Annotated in this window: 20 protein-coding genes; 4 read left to right on the forward strand and 16 right to left on the reverse strand. The window is 40.9% G+C overall.

Translation table 11 applies throughout. The features are described from left to right. Positions 1–179: 179 nt before the first annotated feature. The 6 genes from tyrS to R8495_RS11025 all read right to left on the reverse strand — a co-directional run bounded on the left by tyrS (position 180) and on the right by R8495_RS11025 (position 5,585). Positions 180–1,427, reverse strand: coding sequence for a tyrosine--tRNA ligase (tyrS, locus tag R8495_RS11000; protein ID WP_317636637.1), 1,248 nt, complete (start codon positions 1,425–1,427; stop codon positions 180–182). A gap of 36 nt (positions 1,428–1,463) precedes the next feature. Then, on the reverse strand, positions 1,464–2,153 hold the full coding sequence (locus R8495_RS11005; protein ID WP_317635501.1) for a 2,3-diphosphoglycerate-dependent phosphoglycerate mutase: 690 nt from the start codon (positions 2,151–2,153) through the stop codon (positions 1,464–1,466). Positions 2,154–2,265: 112 nt separating this feature from the next. Beyond that, positions 2,266–3,132: a DNA/RNA non-specific endonuclease gene (locus tag R8495_RS11010; protein WP_317635502.1), complete on the reverse strand. Its 867-nt coding sequence runs from the start codon at positions 3,130–3,132 to the stop codon at positions 2,266–2,268. Next, positions 3,126–4,247: a hypothetical protein gene (locus R8495_RS11015; RefSeq protein ID WP_317635503.1), complete on the reverse strand. Its 1,122-nt coding sequence runs from the start codon at positions 4,245–4,247 to the stop codon at positions 3,126–3,128. The genes R8495_RS11010 and R8495_RS11015 overlap by 7 nt, the downstream gene beginning before the upstream one ends. Before the next feature lie 11 nt (positions 4,248–4,258). Beyond that, on the reverse strand, positions 4,259–5,098 hold the full coding sequence (locus R8495_RS11020; protein ID WP_317635504.1) for an ATP-binding cassette domain-containing protein: 840 nt from the start codon (positions 5,096–5,098) through the stop codon (positions 4,259–4,261). Then, the gene (locus R8495_RS11025) at positions 5,091–5,585 is read right to left on the reverse strand and encodes a hypothetical protein (protein WP_317635505.1); all 495 of its coding nucleotides are present in this window, start codon (positions 5,583–5,585) and stop codon (positions 5,091–5,093) included. Before R8495_RS11025 ends, R8495_RS11020 begins: the two co-directional genes overlap by 8 nt. A 75-nt stretch (positions 5,586–5,660) precedes the next feature. Here R8495_RS11025 and R8495_RS11030 point away from each other — a divergent pair, with 75 nt between their 5' ends. Together R8495_RS11030 and R8495_RS11035 are read left to right on the forward strand one after the other, a co-directional pair. Then, positions 5,661–6,014: a hypothetical protein gene (locus tag R8495_RS11030; protein WP_317635506.1), complete on the forward strand. Its 354-nt coding sequence runs from the start codon at positions 5,661–5,663 to the stop codon at positions 6,012–6,014. 69 nt (positions 6,015–6,083) lie between these two features. Continuing rightward, a complete protein-coding gene (locus R8495_RS11035) occupies positions 6,084–6,509 on the forward strand; it encodes an Hsp20/alpha crystallin family protein (protein ID WP_317635507.1) in 426 nt (141 codons plus the stop codon). A gap of 30 nt (positions 6,510–6,539) precedes the next feature. Here R8495_RS11035 and R8495_RS11040 read toward each other — a convergent pair whose 3' ends face one another. Next, positions 6,540–7,877, reverse strand: a complete 1,338-nt coding sequence (locus R8495_RS11040) for a replication-associated recombination protein A (RefSeq protein ID WP_317635508.1) — start codon at positions 7,875–7,877, stop codon at positions 6,540–6,542. A gap of 52 nt (positions 7,878–7,929) precedes the next feature. Here R8495_RS11040 and R8495_RS11045 point away from each other — a divergent pair, with 52 nt between their 5' ends. After that, on the forward strand, positions 7,930–8,865 hold the full coding sequence (locus tag R8495_RS11045; RefSeq protein ID WP_317635509.1) for an alpha/beta hydrolase: 936 nt from the start codon (positions 7,930–7,932) through the stop codon (positions 8,863–8,865). Between the two features lie 52 nt (positions 8,866–8,917). Here R8495_RS11045 and R8495_RS11050 read toward each other — a convergent pair whose 3' ends face one another. The 8 genes from R8495_RS11050 to R8495_RS11085 all read right to left on the reverse strand — a co-directional run bounded on the left by R8495_RS11050 (position 8,918) and on the right by R8495_RS11085 (position 15,783). Further along, a complete protein-coding gene (locus R8495_RS11050; protein WP_317635510.1) occupies positions 8,918–9,616 on the reverse strand; it encodes a DUF1003 domain-containing protein in 699 nt (232 codons plus the stop codon). 3 nt (positions 9,617–9,619) lie between these two features. Beyond that, the gene (mnmG, locus tag R8495_RS11055; RefSeq protein WP_317635511.1) at positions 9,620–11,494 is read right to left on the reverse strand and encodes a tRNA uridine-5-carboxymethylaminomethyl(34) synthesis enzyme MnmG; all 1,875 of its coding nucleotides are present in this window, start codon (positions 11,492–11,494) and stop codon (positions 9,620–9,622) included. A 1-nt stretch (position 11,495) separates the two neighbouring features. Continuing rightward, complete coding sequence (gene mnmE / locus R8495_RS11060) at positions 11,496–12,848, reverse strand: tRNA uridine-5-carboxymethylaminomethyl(34) synthesis GTPase MnmE (RefSeq protein ID WP_317635512.1); 1,353 nt, start codon at positions 12,846–12,848, stop codon at positions 11,496–11,498. A 94-nt stretch (positions 12,849–12,942) separates the two neighbouring features. Then, positions 12,943–13,647 carry a Jag N-terminal domain-containing protein gene (locus R8495_RS11065; protein ID WP_317635513.1) on the reverse strand — a complete coding sequence of 235 codons (705 nt, stop codon included), beginning with the start codon at positions 13,645–13,647 and terminating at the stop codon, positions 12,943–12,945. A 30-nt stretch (positions 13,648–13,677) separates the two neighbouring features. Next, positions 13,678–14,547 carry a membrane protein insertase YidC gene (gene yidC, locus R8495_RS11070; RefSeq protein WP_317635514.1) on the reverse strand — a complete coding sequence of 290 codons (870 nt, stop codon included), beginning with the start codon at positions 14,545–14,547 and terminating at the stop codon, positions 13,678–13,680. Continuing rightward, positions 14,548–14,913 (reverse strand): ribonuclease P protein component, encoded by a 366-nt coding sequence (gene rnpA, locus R8495_RS11075; protein WP_317635515.1) that lies wholly within the window; start codon positions 14,911–14,913, stop codon positions 14,548–14,550. A 55-nt stretch (positions 14,914–14,968) separates the two neighbouring features. Further along, positions 14,969–15,109 (reverse strand): 50S ribosomal protein L34, encoded by a 141-nt coding sequence (rpmH, locus tag R8495_RS11080; protein WP_317635516.1) that lies wholly within the window; start codon positions 15,107–15,109, stop codon positions 14,969–14,971. A gap of 68 nt (positions 15,110–15,177) precedes the next feature. Next, entirely contained in the window at positions 15,178–15,783 is a 606-nt protein-coding gene (locus R8495_RS11085; protein WP_317635517.1) for a histidine phosphatase family protein, read from the reverse strand. Between the two features lie 172 nt (positions 15,784–15,955). On the opposite strand from R8495_RS11085, the gene R8495_RS11090 reads away from it, so the two are divergent. Beyond that, a complete protein-coding gene (locus R8495_RS11090) occupies positions 15,956–16,663 on the forward strand; it encodes a response regulator transcription factor (protein ID WP_317635518.1) in 708 nt (235 codons plus the stop codon). A 409-nt stretch (positions 16,664–17,072) separates the two neighbouring features. Here R8495_RS11090 and R8495_RS11095 read toward each other — a convergent pair whose 3' ends face one another. Beyond that, a complete protein-coding gene (locus R8495_RS11095) occupies positions 17,073–21,731 on the reverse strand; it encodes a BspA family leucine-rich repeat surface protein (protein WP_317635519.1) in 4,659 nt (1,552 codons plus the stop codon). Positions 21,732–22,413: the final 682 nt, after the last annotated feature.

Here is a 22,413-nt window from a genome sequence, read left to right on the forward strand (position 1 = left end):
ATCTCAGTGTACTAACGTATGTATTATAAGCCAGAAAGGCATTCATTGCAAAGATGAGCCTTGTAATACTCACTTCAAATCTATTTGCGCTAAATTGCAAGATAACAGGGATAACCTTTAATTCCCTTGCCCCTCAGCCTTTCTGCCTTTTGTTAAGCTTAGATTACAATCTTGTTTCTCTATTTCACATGCGCTAGATAATAGCGCTTCTTACCGATCTTCACGACGACGTATTTACCTTCGTATTTGGCAGCAGGATCGATGACGAATTCTTCGTCGGTCACCTTCTCGCCGTTAATTGCAATCGCACCGTTCTTCAGATCTTCCCGTGCTTGCCGCCGGCTTGGTTCGATCTTCGTTAGATCAACAAGCCACTCAACAATTTTTGCTTTCTCGTTAGCGACTTCGACGTGCGGCATCTCAGCCAATGCTTGCTTGATCTCGTCAGCTGAGAGATCTCCGTATTCGCCGGAGAAGAGCGCAACACTGATGCGCTCAGCTTGCTTCGTAGAATCTTCGCCGTGAACGAAAGTGGTAACTGCCTCGGCTAAAGCTTTCTGTGCTGAGCGTTTCTCTGGCTGATCTATTACTTGTTGTTCTAAGTACTTAATCTCATCTTGATCGAGGAAAGTGAAGAATTTCAAGTAGTTAACCACAACTTCATCCGGCTGGTTATACCAGAACTGGTAGAACTCATACGGACTCGTCTTCTCTGGATCGACCCAGACGCTCTGCCCATCGGCAGTTTTGCCGAATTTCGTTCCATCAGCTCGCACAATTAACGGACAAGTCAGCGCAAATGCCGTGGTGCTTGAACCCATCTGACGGTGAATGAAATCCACTCCCGCCGTGAGATTACCCCACTGGTCGCCGCCGCCGATCTGAAGCTCAACGTGATGATCACGCCGTAAATTCAGAAAATCAATTGCTTGTAAGATCGGATAGCTAAATTCAGTGAAAGAGATGCCGTTTGCGAGGCGATTCTGCACTGAATCCTTAGCAATCATCGTATTGATGCTGAATTGCTTGGCATAGTCACGTAAGAATTCCAAGAGATCAATCTTACTGAGCCAATCATAATTGTTGACAAAGACGAAGCCGTCCTTGCCAAAGAAGCGTTCCAATTGATGCTTCAAAGACTCAGCGTTTGCTTCGATCGTCTCCATGCTTTGGAGCACCCGTTCAGCACTTCGCCCAGATGGATCACCGATTGAGCCGGTTCCACCACCGATAACGATGTAAGGTTGATGCCCAAATTGTTGGAAACGTTTTAAAATCATTAAAGAAACTAAATGTCCAATATGGAGTGACGGACCGGTCGGATCAACACCTTCATAAAGGGAGATCTTGCGTTCCGTCGTTATTTTTTTTAGTTCTGCTTCGTCGGTGGCTTGGTTGACGGCTCCCCGCCAAGCAAGCTCATCCATGATATTATCTGCCAATTAAATTCCTTTCTGGGCAAATTATTTCAGCAATTCCTTGTGAGTAACTTTCAAGTCTTGATCTAAGTCATAGACAATTGGTTGACCCGTAGCAATTTCAAGATCCAAGATATCTTCATCTGAAATGTTTTCTAAGTATTTCGTCAAAGCCCGAAGTGAGTTGCCGTGAGCTGCAATAATCACGTTCTTGCCTTTTAAGAGATCAGGTGCAATATGATCTTCCCAGAATGGCATTACCCGCTCCAAACAAATCTTCAAGTTCTCGCCCTGTGGAACTTGTTTTGGATCAAGATCGGCATAACGACGATCATGAGCGATTGAATATTTCGCATCAGTTGGTTGTAATGGCGGCAAAACATCATATGAACGACGCCAGATATGTACTTGTTCGTCGCCCCATTTCTCAGCAGCTTCCTGCTTGTTTTGGCCCTGCAAATCGCCATAATGGCGTTCGTTTAAGCGCCAAGATTTTGTTTCAGGCACCCAAACTTGTTCGCTTCCTTCAAGTGCGAAGTGCAAAGTCCGGATTGCCCGAGTTAAAACTGAGGTATAAGCTTGATCAAATTGAATTCCTGCTTGTTTAAGCAACTTGCCAGCATTCTTGGCTTCTTCAATTCCCTTTTCGGATAAATCAACGTCCCACCAGCCAGTAAATAGATTCTCTAAATTCCATTGACTCTGACCATGGCGGAGCAAAACTAATTTCGACATAAAAAATAAACTCCTTTATTTATAGGTTATACGTTTAAAATAATACACCAAAACTCTGGCGATGTGTTCAATTTCTTACAAAATAAAAACCCTAATCTTGAAAATTAGGGTTTTAATTCTTTGCTTTGCGGTATCCTGCCTGCTGTGCTTGCTCTTCCGAGTCAAACCAAATTCGATTGGCAGGGTTACTATTTTGTTGATTATAAGTTTGTTGGCCGGGCACGTGATAAACTTTGGAGCGCTTATTGCCCCAAATTCTCTCCGTAGCTTCACTGCTGCTAGTGCTTGGTGCTCCAGCTACTTTACTATAGCCCGTCGCATAATCGATCTCCATGCCACTTTGGACATTGAAGATGTATTTATTAAAGACGATGCGCTGATCATTAAGCGATTGTCCCCGCATCCAAACACCACGAGCAACTAGTTCATTGCCCCGATAGACCGGTCGCACTTCATAGCGTACGTAATTCTTCGGGCTCTCTTTGAGATACGCCGCAATCGTATCTTCAATCACCAACATCTGCGGATTATTTAAACTCACCGTGCCGGTCATCAAGTTCTTTGGATTATTATTCTGCCCGGTAAATTGATAGCCAATTAAGTGACTGCGGTTGTAAAGATACGTGCCGTTTGGCATCTTCTTGTTGTGCCAGCCGGTCGGATTCCAGACCAGAGGTTCTCGCTTAGCTGTTGGCATCAACGACTGATTCAAGAGCGCCTGGGCATCGACTGCCCGATTCAATTGATCAAGGTCGCTGTATTTCTCCCACGGCTCGGTCTGCTTCAGCTCATCTTCCGTAAATCCGGGCTGATTATCATTAACTGCGATCACCTGCTCGCCCTCGTAATCAAGCTTCTGCAGTTTCTCATAGGTTGCTGGATCTTGGAGTGTAGTCGTGACGGGTTTTTGCGCTGTACAGGCGCTAAGAGATAATGCTACCCAGATAAATAATAAGAAGCTAAATTTCTTTCTTACCATCGGATTTTCCTTTTCGAGAAGTTGACCTGAATCTTCTCAAAGTCGTTCTGTCGTAAGAAGTCCTTGATTACTTCCAAGTAAGCCTGGTGGTCAATCGGCAGGTTTTCCGTTTGCGGCGACAAGGTAATCTGGTGGATATTTTGCGCAATTTTGGGAATTGGCAGCTCGATGTACGGGCGGATGTACTGCTGACCCTGGAGCATCTTGACGTCGTACTTACTAGGGATGAAATGCTCCGGGTTCAGACTCGGATTGAAATAGACGATTCTGATCTCCCGCTCGAACTGGTACGAGTCATTCTTTAGTGCCGCCGAGAGCATCAAGAAAAACAGCAGCACGTCTGACTTCCAGGCGTATTTCTCCTTAATGTAAAGGTCGTTATTGTAAACGGTGCGGAAGATTTCCTCTGGCGTCATCTCCGGTTTGATCGTCTGGGCGCTGACCAGCAGGAATCTTAAGCTATAGATATAGCTCGTGATGAAGTAAGTCGTGTACTGCCCGACGTTTGTTAGATCAAAGACCGACGTGTCGAAGTGATTATTCTTAAGAAACGATTCGTGGCGGCTGAAGATGTCGGGGTGCTTCGCCGTCCGCAAGAAGAAATTGCCCAGGCGCTGCGGCAACTCCATGTTAGAAAGATCCATTTGTTCATTGACGTAAGTCACGTCAGTCAATCCAATGTAAGCTTTATTCTTCGCATCAAGCGACGATGACAAATCTGCCACTAGTCCTGGGATATCAAGCGACAGCTCCATTCCGCCCCGCCCGTAATAATTCCACATTGGGATCGAATCGCTATCACGAGTCAATGCCATTACGTACATATTGACGTGATTTAGAATGAAGCGCAGGTATTTCTCAATTGGCGCCTTCTGATAGATTTCTTCTAGCGCCTGAGATTGACTGCCCCCGATCTGTCTAACCGTTTTGGCAATATCGTGGCGGTGAATTTTCGTGAATTTCGAGATAAAGATATTAGAGATCCGGGTATCGGTCGGATCGTTTAAGAACTCTGAACGGGTCAGGCGGATTTTGGAAGTTGAGATAATTGAGAAGAAGCTTTCAACCGAGGTGTAATGCTGCCCCCGGCGCAGTTTAGTAACTGTTTTATCCATCTTGATCCTTTCTATATGATTTCTTCACGCAGATACTTTAATGAGTAGCCGCGCTTAATTAGCTCCAAGACGATTTCGTTGACCTCATCTGGTTTGGCGATCAAATCCAAGGTCAGCTGGTCGTCTTTTAGAACCCAGGAATTTGCCAGCAAATAATCGGGCAATTTCTCGGCGAAAGGTTCCCGCTTGAAGATTAAATGTGGTCGCATCAAATCGACGAAATCTTGGTCATAAATGAGCTTTAAATTGGCATGGCTAAGTTCGTACACCTTCGTCGCATCCGGCTCAAAAAGATGGGCATCAGCCGCTACAACGACAATCGCCACCCCAAGCTCGTGGAATCGATTAAGCTCTGAGCGAAATGATTTGACCTCATCTTGGGTGAGATAAACTAACGGCTCGTCAAAGGCAATCAGATCAAGGGGCACCAGAAATGCTTGGGCGAGGCTTGCTAGTTGTTTAATGCTATCGGAGAGCGTCGCGACGTTCTGGTCAAGGAAGGACTTAAAGTTAAATTTAACTGCAAGTTCTTCGATGCGCTTAGAGCGGGCTTCCCCGCGCAAGCCAAATTTGTGCCCCAGTGTGGTGAGGCTTTGGCGAATCGTCTTCTTATGACAAATCAGCTCATGTTCAATCTTCAAGCGGCGCAGATTTTTGCGTTTCTCGACGTAACCAAAGTTCGGCTTTCCCTCACCGAATAGTAAGCGCAGAAGTGTCGTCTTCCCGCTTGCTGAACTGCCAGTAATTAAGATCCAACTCTTCACGCTAATTTCGAGGCTCACCCCAGAAAATAAGACCTCCGAGCGGAGGTCTTTTCGCAAATCAACCGATTTTAAATAAGGCTTAACCACGACCGGTTTCCTTGATCGCTTCAGTCGCTAGCCAGATACTAACTGCTGCATCGGGGGAAGTGATCTTAGCGAGATCCTCTGCGGGAATCACTCCTGCTAAAGCTGAGAGGACCGCAAGTCCGTACTGCACGATATTAAGATCAGTCTTGACGTTATATTGACCACTCTCATAAGGATCTTCGTGGCGATAAGCAAGGCTCACGTTGCCCTCGCGCACCGACCCATCAGTATGACTAATAATCAGGCGATCTAACAACTCGCTGACCTGGTGACCCGAGAAATCAAATGAGAATTTTCCGTCGCTAAGATTTTCGGCGTACTCATCTTGGCTCATTTCAAGCACCTTTGCCATTGGTCGATCAAAGACGCCAAGTTCATCAACCATGCGTTCAACCGCTTCAACTGGATACTTCTTTAAGTTATCCTCATAGGCTTCGCGGTTTGCCACTAGTTCTTCGTATAAATTTTTCATCTCTTCTTTTTCCATAACAGCATCATAAGCCAAAGAACCGCTAATTGGCAAGTCCCTTAATGGTAGAATTAACGCAGGAGGTTCTACTTAATGACAAATTTCGAGAAGTTTCACCCACTCTTAACTGCGAACTTTAAACTTGACTGGCTGACGACAGTACCTTTAAATGTTCTATTGGCCTTTGGTTATAGTGCCGAAGAGGTTCATTTAAAGATGCAGCAGACAATGCGAGGGGCGCAGTTGTCCTACGCAATCGTTGAGCGTGCAAGTAACAGTTTCCAGGGCGTCCTGACTATCAAATTTAGCGAGTCGACTGCTGAGATTGCGGGCACCGTTAAACCCGAATTCAGCGGAGAAAGCGAAATCATGGACTATTTAAAGGGATTCCTGGCCGCTAATTTCTCCGTCAACCATCTTAAGAAAAACTTTATAATTTTTTCTTAGCACTCTCTTGACACGAGTGCTAAAAGATCTATAATGGACTCGTAAATAAAAGAAAGGGGTTTTGAAATTATGGCAAATGATTTAGTAACTCGTAATAATGATTGGTTTGATCCACTCTTCGTTGATGACTGGGATCGCTTCTTTAATCGCGGCTTTAAGAGCGTAAATAATATGTTGACTGATGTTAAAGAAACCAAGGATAACTACACTGTTGCCGTTGATATCCCAGGGGTCGATAAGAAACAGATCCATCTTGATTATCATAATGATGAATTAAAGGTTAGCTACCACAATGAACACACTAATGAAGAGAAAGATAAAGAAGGACATGTGATTCACTCCGAGCGCAAGTATGGATCCTTCCAAAGAATCTACACTTTCCCTGATATTAATCCAGAAGAAATTACCGCTGAATACGTTGACGGGGTTCTGCATATCACCTTACCAAAACGTAAACCAGCAGAACGAGATGCAAAACGCATTGAGATTAAGTAGCAAAAAATGCACCAGTTGACGGTGCATTTTTTATTTGGTTTCACGTGGATCATGTTTCTCATGCCAAGCACGAATCCAATCTTTTCTTTCTTTAAACCTTTTCTCCCCTGCTGAATCTCCAGGACGGAAATAAGTTTTCCGCGGTAAAGTTTCAGGCCACGTATCGAGATCAGTGATCTTGTCTTCATAATTATGAGCGTATTTGTACCCTGCTCCATAATTAAGTTCTTTCATTAGTTTAGTTGGCGCATTGCGAATTGCCAGGGGCACTGGATCATTGAAGTGATCTTTGACGTCGCTCTTCGCCTCGTTATAAGCATTCTCCAAGGCATTCGATTTCGGACTCAATGCACAGTAAACTACTGCGTGCGATAAATGGACTGAGCATTCTGGCATTCCAATAAACTTGCAAGCCTCAAAAGCATTGATTGCCACATTAAGCGCATTGCTATCAGCAAGACCGACATCCTCTGAGGCAAAGCGGACTACTCTTCTGGCCACGTAAAGCGGATCAGCTCCTCCTTCTAAGAGGCGTGCAAGCCAATAAAGAGCGGCATCATCATCGCTATTACGCATTGATTTATGAAGGGCCGAAATTAGATTGTAGAACTCTTCGCCATTCTTGTCATAGCGCAATTGCCGTCCACTTAAAATTTGATTGAAGACTTCTGGAGTTACGATCACTTCATTTCCTTCGTGGTTGGCATTCGTGTAAAGCATCTCTAGAAGATTTAACGCAGTTCTGGCATCACCGTTGGCAGCACCTGCTAGTTCTTGCAATTGCTCGTCAGTTAGTTTAAAATTTTGGTCACCGTAACCTCGGGAACTGGTCATTGCTTGCGTCAGAATTTCTTTAACTTCTTGATCGTTAAGCAACTGGAATACGATCACTTTACTGCGAGAAAGCAAGGCGCTGTTAATTTCAAACGAAGGGTTCTCAGTTGTTGCACCAATCAAGATCACAGTTCCATCTTCTACGATTGGCAAAAGTGCGTCCTGCTGAGCCTTATTAAAACGATGAATTTCGTCGATAAAGAGAATGGTCTTCTGACCTGTTGATTTAAGTTTCTGGGCTTCGGTTTCAATTTCCTTAAGTTCCTTTAATCCACTAGCAACTGCTGAGATGCTGACGAATCTTGCTTTCGTCATTCCAGCAATGATTGAAGCTAAGGTGGTCTTCCCGGTGCCAGCTGGGCCAAAGAAGATTAAAGAAGAGAGCTGATCTTTCTCAATTAGATTACGGACGAACGCTCCGGGAGCAACAATGTTGCCCTGTCCGACAAACTCATTAAAGTTTCGTGGCCGCATGCGAGCTGCTAAAGGCTCTTCCGGCTGTTTATTTGTAAATAAATTTCCTGATTCTACCATTAATTCCTACCTTTTGGTTTCACGTGAAACATTTTTAAATTTAAGGAGACCTATGAAGAAAATTACTAAAGATCTATTAATCGCAGCCCCGATTGCTGTGGGCGGCGCTCTATATTCTGCATCTCGTCTATTATACTCCTATGCCTTTAACCGCAGCGACATTGTTCCTGAGCCTGGCAAGGACATTATTGGTTACGCAAACGACTATTACTACTATATTGACTGGCTGAACGAGCAGAAACATGCTGAACACTGGCGTCTTGTTTCCAAAGACAAGAAAGAAGAACTGAATGCGGTCTGGGTTCCAGCAAAACATCATAGCAAGTTCTCGGTCCTTATCTCTCATGGTTATAAAGGAAATGGCGTGACGATGGCTAATCTAGCTCAGATGTATCACTTTATGGGATTTAACGTCCTGTTGCCTGACAGCCGCGGGCATGGCGATACCAGCGATCCCTACATTAGCTTTGGTTGGCTTGACCACTACGACGCTCTTGCCTGGCTTAACATGATGATTAAGCGAGTTGGACCTGAAAGCAAAGTATTTGTTCATGGGGTTTCGATGGGAGGCGCAACTGCTTTAATGTTAGCTGGCGAAGACTTACCTCCGCAAGTTAAGGGAATCATCGACGACTGCGGTTATTCATCATTAAATGAAGAGTTAGTCTATCTAGCTCGAAAAGTTACTAAGCTTCCAGTTGAACCTGTCCGTCGATTGATGAGTAAAATCAACAAAGTTCGAACTGGCTTTTCCTTTGATGCTGTTAGTAGTGTTAAGCAGCTTAAGAAAGCAAAGGTGCCAATCTTCGTTATTCATGGAGCTGATGATGATTACGTTCCAACATATATGGCGTATCAAAATTATAACGCAATAACCACTCCGAAGAAAATCTGGATTGTTCCAAATGCTGGTCATGCAATGGCTTTCTGGGTTGATCCGCGTGAGTACCATAAACAAGTTACCAGTTTTATTAAATCAACTCTCTAAGATGTTTCACGTGAAACATCTTTTTTCTTTACAAAAAAAGCAGTGCCACGCACTACTTCTTCTGAGTGATTCTTATCTCTGACAAAATCTCAAAAATCATCGCTTGAATTTCAAGGTTATGGTCAAACTGATGTTGCATCAAATGATCCATCTTAGCATGAAGAATTCTTAGCTCCTCTTCCGTCTTTAAGTTAATGTGATAATCATTCTCTGAACTCATTCGATCACGATAAGCTGCCCGGTTTTGACTCATCATAATTACTGGTGCTTGCAAAGCAGCAATACAGCTCAAAAATAGATTTAACAAGATAAATGGATAAGGATCGAAAGTGATCCCAAACACATGGAGTCCATTAATCACAATCCACCCTACTAGTACAATAATGTAGAAGATAATGAAGCCCCAACTCCCCGCAATCTCTGCTACCCGATCAGCGATCTTCTGACCAAATGTTTGGGTTTCTTTAAGGGTCTCATTAACATCAGTAACTCGATACTCTTGATCTTCCATCGTTCGAGTAAGTTTGCGGTTTAACTTATCAATTTGTTTCTCATCAGATCTCATCATCGATTGAATCATCTCAACTTGATAAGGCAACAAATGCTCAAAACAAATAAAGTCCTGGTTGCGAGCTTTTGGATAATCCCTGCGAATCCGATTCACGATCGAAGGTCTTAAGGTCCATAAATAAGCTCCTCGATCATACAAATGCTTATTACCATCAACTAAACAAACAACATCGCGTTCCACAAGTTACCTCCCTTTGGCGACATATACTGATAAAATTGCGAGATCTGCTGGATTAACGCCACTAATTCGCTGAGCTTGCGCTAACGTTGTTGGTCGAATCTTCTTCAGTTTCTGACGTGCTTCCGTTGCTAATCCCTGCAAATCATCATAATTGAGCTGAGTTGGAATCTTCTTTTGTTCCATGCGTTTCATCCGATCAATCATCACGTCTTCCTTCTTAATGTAACCGTCATATTTAGCTTGAATTTCAATTTGTTCGATCTCTTGCTTGCTAATATCAGCTGCAGGTTCAATAAATTTACTAACAGCCTTATAAGTTGTGTGCTGACGCTTTAATAATGCAAATGCCGAAATCCGATCATTTAACTCTGAAAATCCCTTTTTAACTAAATATTCATTCAATTCTTTACTTGGATTTATATACGTGTTTTTTAATCTATTTACTTCTTTCTCAATTCGATCGCGATGTTTTGTAAATTCTTGATAATGTTCTTCATCAATTAAACCAATCTCATAACCATAATCAGTTAATCTTAGATCTGCATTGTCATGTCGTAGAATTAATCGGTACTCAGCTCTTGAAGTCAATAAACGATACGGTTCATTAGTGCCTTTTGTCACTAAATCATCAATCAAAACGCCAATATACGCCTCCGAGCGCAATAAAGTAAACGCTGGCTCCTGGCGAATTTTCCTAGCGGCATTAATTCCCGCGATCAGACCTTGCCCCGCAGCTTCTTCATAGCCCGAAGTCCCGTTAGTCTGACCTGCGCTGTATAAATTCTCGATTAGTTTGGTCTCCAGAGTGTGCTTGAGCTGCCACGGATCAATCACATCGTACTCGATCGCATAGCCAGGCCGAAGCATCTGAGCGTGCTCAAGTCCTTTAACCGAGTGGAGCATCTTTAACTGGACATCTTCTGGCATCGAGGTCGAAAAATCCCCCACATAGTATTCATTGTTATTTCGCCCTTCTGGTTCAATGAAAAGTTGGTGCTGATCTTTATCAGCAAAACGCACCACTTTAGTCTCAATTGAAGGACAATAACGCGGTCCAACACCTGAAATTGAGCCCGAATAAATCGGCGAACGATCAAGATTTGAGCGAATAATCTGATGCGTCATCGGATTGGTGTAAGTCATCCAACAAGAAATTTGGTGGGCTAAATACGCACTATCAGGTGTCGAATAGCTAAAATGATGTGCCTCAGTGTCGCCTTTTTGCTCGATTGTCTTTGAGAAATCAACGGTTTTTGCGTTAACTCTTGGCGGCGTGCCAGTTTTAAATCGCTTCATCTCAAAGCCTAATTCTTCAAGATTTTCCATCAATTTGATCGAAGGAATCGAGTTGTTTGGACCAGATGAATAAGCCAGCTCGCCAATGAAAATTTGACCACGCGCAGCCGTTCCGCATGCTAAAATCACAGCGTCAGAGCGATAACTCACGCCCGTACTCGTCACAATTCCCTTGCAAACTCCGTTTTCAACAATTAAAGAATCAGCCATTCCTTGTTTTAACAACAGATTTGGCGTGTTCTCCAAAGTTTCTTTCATCACTTGATGATAAAGTTCTTTATCAGCCTGGGCTCTTAGCGCGCGCACCGCCGGACCTTTACCGACATTAAGCATGCGCATCTGAATATAAGTGCGGTCGATCGTCTTGGCCATCTCACCGCCCAAAGCGTCAATTTCGCGCACCACCGTTCCTTTGGCGGGGCCACCAATCGATGGATTGCAGGGCATAAAAGCCACTAAATCAAGATTAATCGTCAAAAGCATCGTTGATACTCCAAGGCGCGCGCTAGCAAGTGCTGCTTCGCATCCGGCGTGCCCAGCTCCGACGACAATCACCCCAAAATCGTTATTTTTTTCTGTCATTTTACTTTCCTAAACAAAATCTGCTGAATAATTCGTTCACTAATTCATCCGGCGCATTTTCGCCAATTATTTCACCAAGCGACTTCCACGCCTCATTAAAATCGATCAAAACTAAATCAAGCGGCATCTCCTCTGCGAGCCCAGTTAACACGCTTGTTAAAGACTCATTTGTTGATTTTAATAAGCCTAACTGGCGCGCATTAGCCAGCAAAGTTGCACTACTTGAGTTTTCGATCCCACTTAAGAACAGAGATTCAATCTGCTCTTTAAGTTCATTGAATCCAGTCCCATTAAGCGCAGAAATGTTGATATGATCAACTGACAGATCAAGGACTGGTGCCAGATCGCTTTTGTTAACAATGATGATGCGCTTCTTGTTCTTCGTCGCTTCTAAAAGTTCCTGCTCTTCTGGCGTCATTTCTCTAGATCCATCAAATACTAGCAATACTAAATCTGCCAGCTGAATCATTTCGTGGCTCTTTTCGATCCCCAGCTTCTCAATTAGATCTTCAGTTTGGTGAATTCCTGCGGTATCGACTAGATCAAGGACCAACTGCCCGATTGTGATTTCTTCTTCTAAAGTATCACGCGTGGTACCCGGGATTTCAGTAACAATTGCGCGCTCGCCTCGATACAGCATATTTAAAAGGCTTGATTTACCAACATTTGGCGCGCCAATGATCGCAGTTTTGACGCCCGTTTTAAGAACTTGACCACTCTCGCTGTAATCAATCACGCTTCTTAATTTCTGGCGAACTGATTTGGTCACGAGCGCCATTTTCTCCCTCGTTAATTCTTCTTCATCGTACTCCGGATAATCGATATTGACCTCCGCATTAGCAATGACTTTAATCATCTCTTCGCGCAAATCCTTGACCATCTTCGAGAGCGCCCCGTCAACAATCTTCACCGCAGCGCGCTCTTGCAAATTGGTCTTCGAATTAATGAGATCCATCACCGCTTCGGCTTCTGAGAGATCAATCCGGCCATTTAAGAAAGCGCGCTTCGTGAACTCACCTGGTTCAGCTAAGCGAACTGCCGAACCCAACACGGTACTCAAAACTTTTTGAGTTACATAAGGTCCTCCATGGCAATTGATCTCGACCAAGTCTTCTTTGGTATAAGTTTTGGGTGCGCGCATCACGCTAACCATGACCTCGTCGATAATCTCTTGATCATCAGCTAAGAAGTGGCCGTAATTAATCGTGTTGCTGGCCACTTTCGTGAGATCCGTTCCTTTAAAATGAGCATTTGCCGCCGTAATTGCATCCGCTCCCGATAAGCGAACGATCGAAATTGCTCCAAGCCCCGGCGGCGTTGAAATGGCAGCAATTGTATCATTCATAAAATTCATTTTTTTCCTCAAAAAAAAGCGCTCAACGCACACTTGTCGTGTCCATAAGCACTTTGACTACTTAATATTTATCTTACTGATTAATTTTTACTTGTCAACCAGCTAATCTCTTTGAAATTTCAATATATTTGCGTGGATAAGAACCGCGAACCCGAAAAGTAATATCATTTAAAGGCTCCAAACGATTAATCATCAAACGTCGCTCGACTGCAACCATTGGCGAGAAACGATAGCTCTTGCCACTTCTGCGCACAATCTCAACTGCTTGATTTAACCAAATTGTAATTTGCTGTCCGCGCACATCGCGGTAGTTATCAATATCCAAAATCACGTAAAAACGATTTTCTCCGTGATGAGCGAAAATGGATTGCGCAATCGCCTGCAACGAGTTAATAGTTCTGCCTTTTTTGCCGATGATCAAACCTTTATATTGCTCACTTTCAATCTCAAAAACAAGCTGATCACCTTGAACTTCATAACTTACAGTTGCAACGATCCCCGACTCCTTAAACAAATCCTCAAGCATTTGAGTAACAACTTCCGCGCCGCTTCGATCACGTTCGGTGAAATCAAGCTCAATTTCCCGATCCACATTGAGCGTCGTGTTAGTGAAATGGGCAACAAGATCTTTTAACAACGTCACTTTCACTTGCGCTGGCTTCTTACCAAAGCCCAGAAATCCGCGCTTGCCTGGATCAATTACTTCAACTTGCAATTTGTCGCGATCGACTTCCAAGTCTTTGCATGCGGTCTTGATCGCTTCATCAATATCTTTCCCCTGAAAAATTTTCGCTTCCAAACAATTTCCCCCTCTAGAACCGAATTATCCTTATTTTTTCTTCTTTCCGTGACGATATTTTCCTTGTCCCCGCTTGGCTTTCTCTAACTCACGCTCAAGTCGCTTCTTTTTGAGCTCTTTTTCCTGCCGCGCTTTTCTAATCTTAAACGGATTTTGGAACAATAAAGTCTGCAAAACCATAAACAAATTACTGGCAACCCAGTAAACCGAAATTGCCGACGCCAATCCCATCGCTGAGATGAATATAAAGACTGGCATCACAATTAACATAACTTTGTTTGATCCATTCATTGTCGGCTGAGAATAAAACGAGAGCCAACTGGAAATAAAGGTGAAAATAGCAGCCAAAAGCGGCAGAACAAAAAATGGATCTGGCTTAGATAAATTCATCCAAAGCAAAGTTCCTTGCTGGAGACTCGGAGAACGATAAATTGCCTGGGCTAAGGCGAACATAAACGGCAACTGAACCAAAACTGGCAAACAACCGGCCATCGGATTAACATTATGAGCCGAATAAATTTTCTGAGTTTCTTCTTGGATCGCTTGACGCGAAGCAGTATCAGTTCCCGGATATTTCTTCTTTAGTGCATCAATTTCCGGCTGCAGCTCAAGCTGCTTATTCATCATCTTCGACTGCCAAATTCTTAAAGGTGCAATAATAACATTAATCAAGAAGGTGAAAATGATAATGCCGACGCCGTAATTACCGCCAAATACTTTCGACAGCCAAACGATTAACAGGGAAAAGTTATAAACAATATAGCGATCCCAAAAACCCGTACTAGAGCTGGTAATTGGCTGATTCGAACAAGCCGTCAAAAAAGCCATAAGGCCAATCAGACTTAGACCTGTCAGAATCTTCTTCTTGCGTTCCCCGAAATAACGAAGCGCGTATAACATTTAATCATTCTCCTCTTGCTGACTAATCACTTGCGCCAAATGCAAACAATGCAACAAATTCTTTTCAACTCCAGCTAGATCTAGCTCCAATGCGTTCTTTCGCGCAATCACAATTAAATCGGTTGCCGGTTCAATCGTTTCGCGGTGAGCATAAATAACTTGTGTGATATATCTTTTAATTCGATTGCGATCAACCGAAAGCTTTGAGATCCGCTTACCAACTGAAACCCCAACCCGAAAATGTTTTTGTCCCTCTTTATCGATTCGATAAACGACAAAATAACGATTGGCAACGCTATTTTTGGAAGCATAGACCTGCTGAAATTCGTTTTCTTTTTTAATCCGATATGATTTTTTGAGTGCCATTACTTAGAATAATCGGCTTTCTGATTAAAAAAACCACTGTAATTCAGTGGCTTCATTATGCTGCCAAAGCTTTACGGCCCTTTGCGCGACGGCGAGCTAATACTTTACGTCCGTTCTTTGTATGCATGCGTTTCATAAACCCATGAACACGAGCACGATGCTTTTTCTTTGGCTGAAAAGTTCTTTTTGTAGTCATAATATTCCTCCTATTTATTTCACAATAATAAACAATTTTACACTTTTTACGGATCAAACGCAATCTTTTTAGCGGTTATAATAGCTCAAATAAGCATGACGTGTTCGAACTTTAATCAAAGTTACCCTTAAATTATCTGGTTCAGGCAAAATCAAGTAGTCTTTTAAGCTTAAAACATTGATTGCCGCAGCCTTAATCGTAAAGCCATGGGTCACAACTACGATCGAGTCATCTGGATAAAGTTCTGAAGTATCAGCTAAGAATTCGCCCACGCGCTTAACAACCGAATCAAAAGGCTCACCGTCATTAGCAAATTTAACGTAATCTGGACTAACCTCATCAAACTCTGTTTCAAAGGCTTCAGGCGCTGACTCACGCAATTTTTTCTTCTCTTGGCCATCCCAAGCACCATAAGAAATTTCTTTCAAGCGCTCATCAACAGCCACCGGCCGCTGCAGTTCAACATTTAAAATTTCAGTTGTTTGCTGCGTCCTTTGAAGTGGGCTAATCACAAATCGATCAGCAAAAGACAAATCCATTTTTTCTCTTAATTCTCGCGCCTGCTGCTTGCCTGCAGCATTTAAATAAGTTTCTTCTCCGTCACTCGTTCCTTGGAGCAAACCCCCAGCATTAGCGAAGGTTTGCCCGTGTCTTACAAAATAAAAATCAGTCATTGAATTTCCTCAAAATTATAAATATCTTAATTATACTCGCAATTGCTTTCATTTGTTGACTAAATTTTGTATATTAAATGTATTCTCTGACTAAAATCAGGGGTAAGGCGTAAAAAAACTTAGAAAGGGTAACTTTGTTGAAGGCCAAAAACTTCAACAAATAGGCTTTGTAATGAGCGAAAAAAACGAAAAACAGACCTTAATCATTGTTGACGACGACCCAGAAATTCTTGAATTACTGGAGATCTACGCAAAGCGCGAGGGGTATCGGACAATACCAGTCACAAACGGGGCCCAAGCAGTTGATAAAGTAAAGACCCACCCGGAAGCGAGTTTAATGATCCTCGATATGATGCTACCGGAGCTCGATGGTACAGAAGTGATCCGTAAAATTCGAAAAGACAGCAATATTCCCATCTTAGTCGTTTCAGCCCGCTCGGCCGACTCTGATAAGATTAAGGGTTTAATCATCGGAGCTGACGACTATGTCTCTAAGCCTTTTAACCCCCTTGAAGTAATGGCGCGGGTTAAATCGTTGATTCGGCGGGCCAAAAATCAAATTACCGACGATCATCCTGATGTCGTTGATATTGGCTCTTTAATCATTAATTATGATTCTCACACTGTGAAAACTCCCGAAGGAAAATCAATTTCACTAACCGCAATGGAATTCGAAATTTTATATCTTTTAGCAACAAATTTGAATCGAGTATTCTCAGCAGACGAAATTTTTAAACGAGTTTGGAAAGAAGATACCGTCCTCTCCCCTAAAACAGTCATGGTTCACGTTTCACATTTACGCGACAAGATTGAAGCTCAGACCGGGGAGAATAAAATCATTGAAACTGTCTGGGGTGTCGGATATAAAATTTCCGGTTAAAAAAGGTTGTGTTATTGACAGATATAGTATACAATAGGTAACCGTAGCAACGATTAGTTGTAAGAAAAGTTCTATGATAAATTTTTCAAAGAAAATGAAATGATTTATCGATAATAGGATAAAAATTCTTCATAGATAAAAGCTACACTGTAACACTGTAGCAAGGATTAGCTATTTCTTGGCTAACTACTACATGAATTTTTCATAATTTCTCCCCTAATGAAGATCGGTACAATCGTCGTGCCGATCTTTTGTTATCTCTAAGTATCGAAAACGCTTTCGGTGATTTCCCGGGAAATACTTTTTAATCTTACTCAAAAAAATCGCGCTGATTAAATTAAGCGCGATTTTTTTGAATAATATTTCCTGGGAAATAAAAAACCTTGGCTAATTTTGCCAAGGAAATATATTAAGGGGTTGTATCAACTAAAGTGAAAATTATCTGGCCTTGATAGGTGCCTTCTGCCGGAATTGAACTTGCAGGTGCTTTAAACATTAAATTCCAATCTTTAGTCCACTCATCTTGAAAACCAACTCCCACACTGGTCCCTGTATAAACGTTAGTTGCTGTTGCTGATAATTGATAAACTCCAACATCACTTTTAATATAAAGTGGATTACCTGAAACCTTTTTGGTTGGATCATCCGATTTAGTTAGATCGCTGGCGCTGACGTTTATTTGCCACTGCTTACCATCTCTTAAATTACGACTATCGGTAATATCAAGACTTTGTAATTCACTTTGAAATTCTTTATTGTTGACAGGTGATTTATGAGTTCCCAAATCAACTTGAGGAGAAACTGTAAAACCAAGCTTTCCAACTTGATACCAGACGTAGGTTGTCGGTTGAGTGCGCGTAAGTTGACTATCTTTAATAATATCCTCTGCCGTTTTTGTAGCACCGTTTGGCCCATGATCAGATCCCGTTCCCACTTCTTGCCATAAAGAATCTGTTGCATAGTAATTACCTGTTGGATTCAATGGATCATATATTTTCGTCCCTAAAATTGGATTTTTTATGCCAATGCTTTGATATAACGTCGAACTTGGAAATTTAGCATTTGGACCAAGGACAATCTTCCAAAGATTCGGGGTATCTTTAAAAGAGTTCATCATCAATGACAAAGGTGTGTTCCCGTTCCCTTGGACTGCATTTAATTTAGAAGTATCGAAAGTACTTAAATCAAGGGTAGCTAACGAAGTACAGCCATTAAACATATCTTTCATGTTACCATACGTCATTGCAGAAATAATACTACCTAAACTACTTGTATCCCAGCCATTTAGATCAAGACTTAAAAGCGAAGCACAATTTTGAAACATGGAAGTAGTTTGAATCACCTTAGAAGTATCGAAATCGCTAACGTCAAGATTAGAAAGTGACCTACAACCACTAAACATGTAACTCATATCAGTCACGTTTGAGGTCTTAAGATTACTAATGTTTAGGTTAGTTAACGAAGAACATCCTTGAAACATGCCATATGTGCTCTTTGAACTGATGGAATTCCAGTTACTAAGATCAAGCTCAGTTAAACTACTGCAGTAACTGAACAATCCACGAAAACCTGTTACTTTGCTGACGTCCCAATTATGTACATCTAAACTGGTTAAAGAGTAACAGTTTTGAAATGCACTAGTCATTTCAGTAATATTTGAAGTAGTCCAAGTAGAAACGTTTAAATTTGTTAATGATGCACAATTAAAAAACATCGACGAAATATATGTAACACTAATTGTATTCCAATTTCTCAAATCAAGTGTTATTATCCCACAACGAGAAAACATTCCACCAAAAGTTTTAACTTTACTAACATTCCAATTCTGTAGAGAATCTAAATTAGTTAACGAGCTGCAATTATTAAACATATTACCCATGTCCAAAACATTGCCTACATCCCAGCTACTTAAGTTTATCTCAGACAAAGCAGTACAACCAAAGAACATTCCGTTCATATTCGTAACCTTCATTGGAACCCAACCAGTGGCACCTACTTTTGTTAAAGCAGTACAACTTCTAAACATATCTTGCATAGTTTGAACACTAGTGACATTCCAATTATCGGAGTTCAAATTTGTTAAACTAGTACAGCTATTAAACATAGACATCATAGTAGTAACTTTAGCGGTGTCCCAAAGTGCAACATCAAGGTTATTGATATTGGTACAACCATAAAACATACCTTGCATTGTAGTAACACTACCTGTATTCCATTTGCTAACATCTAAGTTATTTAAACTTCGACAATATACAAACATGCTTTCCATAGTGTTGATTTTGCCAGTATTCCAGTTACTAACGTCCAGATGTGTTAATTTATTGCAGTTATAAAACATATACGAAGCTTTCGTTATATTGCTTGTGACCCAATCGCTAACATCGAGCGTAGTTAAAGCAGTACACCCTGCAAACATATAAAAGACGCTAGTGACTTGGCTCGTGTTCCAACTTCCAACATCAATTGTATCTAGTTTCAAACAATTGTTAAACATGTAATCCATACCTTGAACACTGCTAGTGTCAAAACTCCCAATTTTTGTTTTCGAACTAATCCCACTGTTAGCAAACATAAAATTCATGAGAAGAACCTTACTGGTATTAAACTTTGGTAAAGTACTAAAATCAACCCCGTCTAGTAATTTGCAACCGTTAAACATCGAGTACATGCTAGTCACATTATGGGTATCTAAGTTTGTGAGAAAATCGAAATCTTGTAACTTGGCACAGTCCAAAAACATGCTAACCATCGTAGTCACATTACTGGTATTAAAATTATCGAGATTGAGTGAAGTTAATTGCTTACAAGAGCTAAACATCCCACTCATATTGGTAACATTACCCGTATCAAAATTACTCAAATCAAGTGCAGATAAATTAACTTGGGAAAACATATAGGTCATGGCAGTAACTTTGGAAGTATTAAAGTGGCTTAAATCCAAACTAGTTAAACTCGTACTTCCAAAAAACATGTACGACATATCCGTAACTTGGCTCGTGTCTAAATTACTTAAATCAATTGTAGTTGCCTTACAATCACGAAACATACTGTGCATTTTAGTAACTTTACTAGTGTTAAGTGGTGTAACATCTAAAGTAGTTGCTTTAGAGGCACCAAACATACTGCTCATATCAGTGCCGTTACTGGTATCAAGATGACTTAAATCTAAAGTCGTCGCTCCACAGTTATAAAACATACTTCTGAAGTCAGTAACATTACTAGTATTCAGATTGCTTAAGTTCAAATCCAGTCCACCTGAGTAAGTACCCAAGGTATGAAAAATGCAATACATCGATGTAACGGAGCTTGTATCAAGATTTTCTAATCCTTCAATACTTTTTACATACGGCATACTATAAAAAAGCATTTCAAGATTATCTTTTGCCGTAACCCCTGGCTCAATGACTATTTTCTCGGCATAATACGGTTTATCGGCAGTTGCTCGACTCCCATAAGTCCATGGCCAAAAAGTTCCATTCAGATCAGTACCGACATGAGGTTGTTTATCAACATCAAAATTCAACTCATGCGGGTGAATCGTCAACACTTTTGTTGTCGAATTATAATCCCACCAAGTTCCGTCGCGCAGCATGTAGTCCTTACGATAGCCACTCTGATCCCCGATGGTCACTTTAACGGGAGCTGCTTGAGCATTTAGATCAGTTGGAATTGTGGCTTTCCACTTTTGGTTTTGATCAGTGCTGAAATTTACCAATTCCCCCTGCGATAAAGAATCGTTATAAGTTATATCTAAGGGTTCCTGTTCATGAATTTTCCCATCATAATCGGTATAAGTTATCTTCAAATCAAGATCCCGTGGTTCGTTTGTTTCACCACTAAACTCTTTCATCCCTTGATAAATAGTAGTCTGATCTAATGTTATTTTAGGAATCGAAAATGTTGCTTGATTGGTAGCAGAATTGGTTGTTTGCGAAATCGTATCAGTTGAAGTCTTCAATGTAATTTCAGCACTATTAACCGCTCCAAGCTTCACGTAATCTTGCTCACTTTTTGCTGCTAGTTCATAATTTGGCCGCCCCTTAATCAGAAATGAATATGTGTGACCATAATAATCTGCGCTTTTAAGCGCATTCGAGGTTGCATCAATTGTTAAATGATGTCCCTTAATCATCACTTGAAAAAGAGTTGTCACATCTTGTTGTAATTCATTAGTGATCTCGATATCCTTTGGATTTACAACCCAAATCGGATCCAATTCATCATCAATTTGATTCCAACCCAAATAACCCGCATCTTTGCTCACAATATTTTGTTGTATTAAATATAAAGGCTTGACTTCAGCTGCATGATCTAAAGATGGCGCTATACTTTGATCAATTCCTGCCATTTTTGCTTCGGGCAAAGAAATATCAACCAGTGAAGCACTACTCAAATTAATTTTGCTGTCCTCAGATCCAGCATTATTTAAAGAATAATCTAATTCAGATTGCTGATCATAAATTACTGTAAATTGATTGTTAATATTTTCTTCATTAACTTTAAAAACAGTATAATCTTGACCCGAAATTGTTTGAACTAAAGAATCCGAACGACTATAAATTTGTTTAATCTGGTTAAGTTTTAGTCCAAATTCTTCATTGGGCGTTAACTGATCAATCGTAAAATGCCCATCAAGAGCCACCGGAGTTTTCGTGCCATGAAGGAAAAATTGCAATTTTAGCTGAGATTGTGCCATTTTGCCACTAAGAGTAACTTGACCGATCGGAGCAATAGTTATTTTCGTCGCGTTTTGAGCCGAAAATTTCAAGACTACATCAAGTACTTGGCCGTCGGAAGTAATCCCGGCATAAGTATATTTAATTTCTCCAGAAATTTCACCGTTATCGTTAGGATAAAACTGAAAAGTGTTAGTATTTATCCTAGAATTATCGTTAGTGGAAGTAACTTGAGAATTGCTAGCTAAAGATGGGGCAAAAGAATAATTACTAGTTAATTGATTATTTAAATTTGTTTGTACCTGCGCTAATTTAGTTATAGTGTTTGCATCTTCTGCCTTTGATCGAAAAATTGAAGATTGCTTGCCTAAGAAAACTAATAATAGAATCACTAAAATTAAAAACTGCCAGGGTAGAATTTTTTTAAATTTCTTAAAAATAAAGTTATCCCCCTACGTAAATAGATTACTGGAAATTATATCAAATAAAAAACTTCAAAAATTTCAGTTTTCATAATTTAATTTGTCAGATTTAAATTAAAGAGCAAATTCCATCCAAAAGCAAGCGATACGCCTTGTACTTACAGTATTCTTAAAAATAAATTTCATTTTTCAAAACATTTCATCATTAAACTTGAAATTGCCAAAAAAGTTATCCACCGAACCGAAATTAGAAATCAACTTTTTGATGTGGAAAACTTGTGGATAAAAAATATAAATTTTGATTTTACTCAGGTTTTTCCCCGAAGTTTTCCACAGTTATCCACAATTCCACAATTGAGGATAACTTTTATCAACAGGTGGATAATTGGGAAAATTTCGTTTTAAAAGTGTTGTGAAATCAAGGTTTTTAGAAAAAATAAGTCCAGTGGATAATTGAAACATAACTGTAACATTCACAGTTTTTGCGAGCTTGTGGATAACTTTTCTGGGTAAATTGTGGTTTTCTGAGGAATATCCACAACCGATTGTGGATAACTATCGCACGAATGTTCCTTTGACTTTAAATATGGGGACATTAAAATTATTCTAGATTAGTTAATTGAAAAAACATAATAGATTTAGGGGTAGATAT

Origin of the sequence: Xylocopilactobacillus apicola, from assembly GCF_033095985.1 — a bacterium.
Lineage (GTDB): Bacteria > Bacillota > Bacilli > Lactobacillales > Lactobacillaceae > Xylocopilactobacillus > Xylocopilactobacillus apicola.

Excerpts from the sequence above, each read along its gene's own strand:
- R8495_RS11085 (WP_317635517.1), bottom strand. The coding sequence starts at position 15,783 with ATGACTGATTTTTATTTTGTAAGACACGGGCAAACCTTCGCTAATGCT.
- R8495_RS11040 (WP_317635508.1), bottom strand. The coding sequence starts at position 7,877 with ATGGTAGAATCAGGAAATTTATTTACAAATAAACAGCCGGAAGAGCCT.
- R8495_RS11005 (WP_317635501.1), bottom strand. The coding sequence starts at position 2,153 with ATGTCGAAATTAGTTTTGCTCCGCCATGGTCAGAGTCAATGGAATTTA.
- yidC (WP_317635514.1), bottom strand. The coding sequence starts at position 14,547 with ATGTTATACGCGCTTCGTTATTTCGGGGAACGCAAGAAGAAGATTCTG.
- R8495_RS11025 (WP_317635505.1), bottom strand. The coding sequence starts at position 5,585 with ATGGAAAAAGAAGAGATGAAAAATTTATACGAAGAACTAGTGGCAAAC.
- mnmG (WP_317635511.1), bottom strand. The coding sequence starts at position 11,494 with ATGACAGAAAAAAATAACGATTTTGGGGTGATTGTCGTCGGAGCTGGG.
- R8495_RS11035 (WP_317635507.1), top strand. The coding sequence starts at position 6,084 with ATGGCAAATGATTTAGTAACTCGTAATAATGATTGGTTTGATCCACTC.
- R8495_RS11015 (WP_317635503.1), bottom strand. The coding sequence starts at position 4,247 with ATGGATAAAACAGTTACTAAACTGCGCCGGGGGCAGCATTACACCTCG.
- R8495_RS11030 (WP_317635506.1), top strand. The coding sequence starts at position 5,661 with ATGACAAATTTCGAGAAGTTTCACCCACTCTTAACTGCGAACTTTAAA.
- R8495_RS11090 (WP_317635518.1), top strand. The coding sequence starts at position 15,956 with ATGAGCGAAAAAAACGAAAAACAGACCTTAATCATTGTTGACGACGAC.
- R8495_RS11045 (WP_317635509.1), top strand. The coding sequence starts at position 7,930 with ATGAAGAAAATTACTAAAGATCTATTAATCGCAGCCCCGATTGCTGTG.
- tyrS (WP_317636637.1), bottom strand. The coding sequence starts at position 1,427 with ATGGATGAGCTTGCTTGGCGGGGAGCCGTCAACCAAGCCACCGACGAA.
- rpmH (WP_317635516.1), bottom strand. The coding sequence starts at position 15,109 with ATGACTACAAAAAGAACTTTTCAGCCAAAGAAAAAGCATCGTGCTCGT.
- rnpA (WP_317635515.1), bottom strand. The coding sequence starts at position 14,913 with ATGGCACTCAAAAAATCATATCGGATTAAAAAAGAAAACGAATTTCAG.
- R8495_RS11010 (WP_317635502.1), bottom strand. The coding sequence starts at position 3,132 with ATGGTAAGAAAGAAATTTAGCTTCTTATTATTTATCTGGGTAGCATTA.
- mnmE (WP_317635512.1), bottom strand. The coding sequence starts at position 12,848 with ATGAATTTTATGAATGATACAATTGCTGCCATTTCAACGCCGCCGGGG.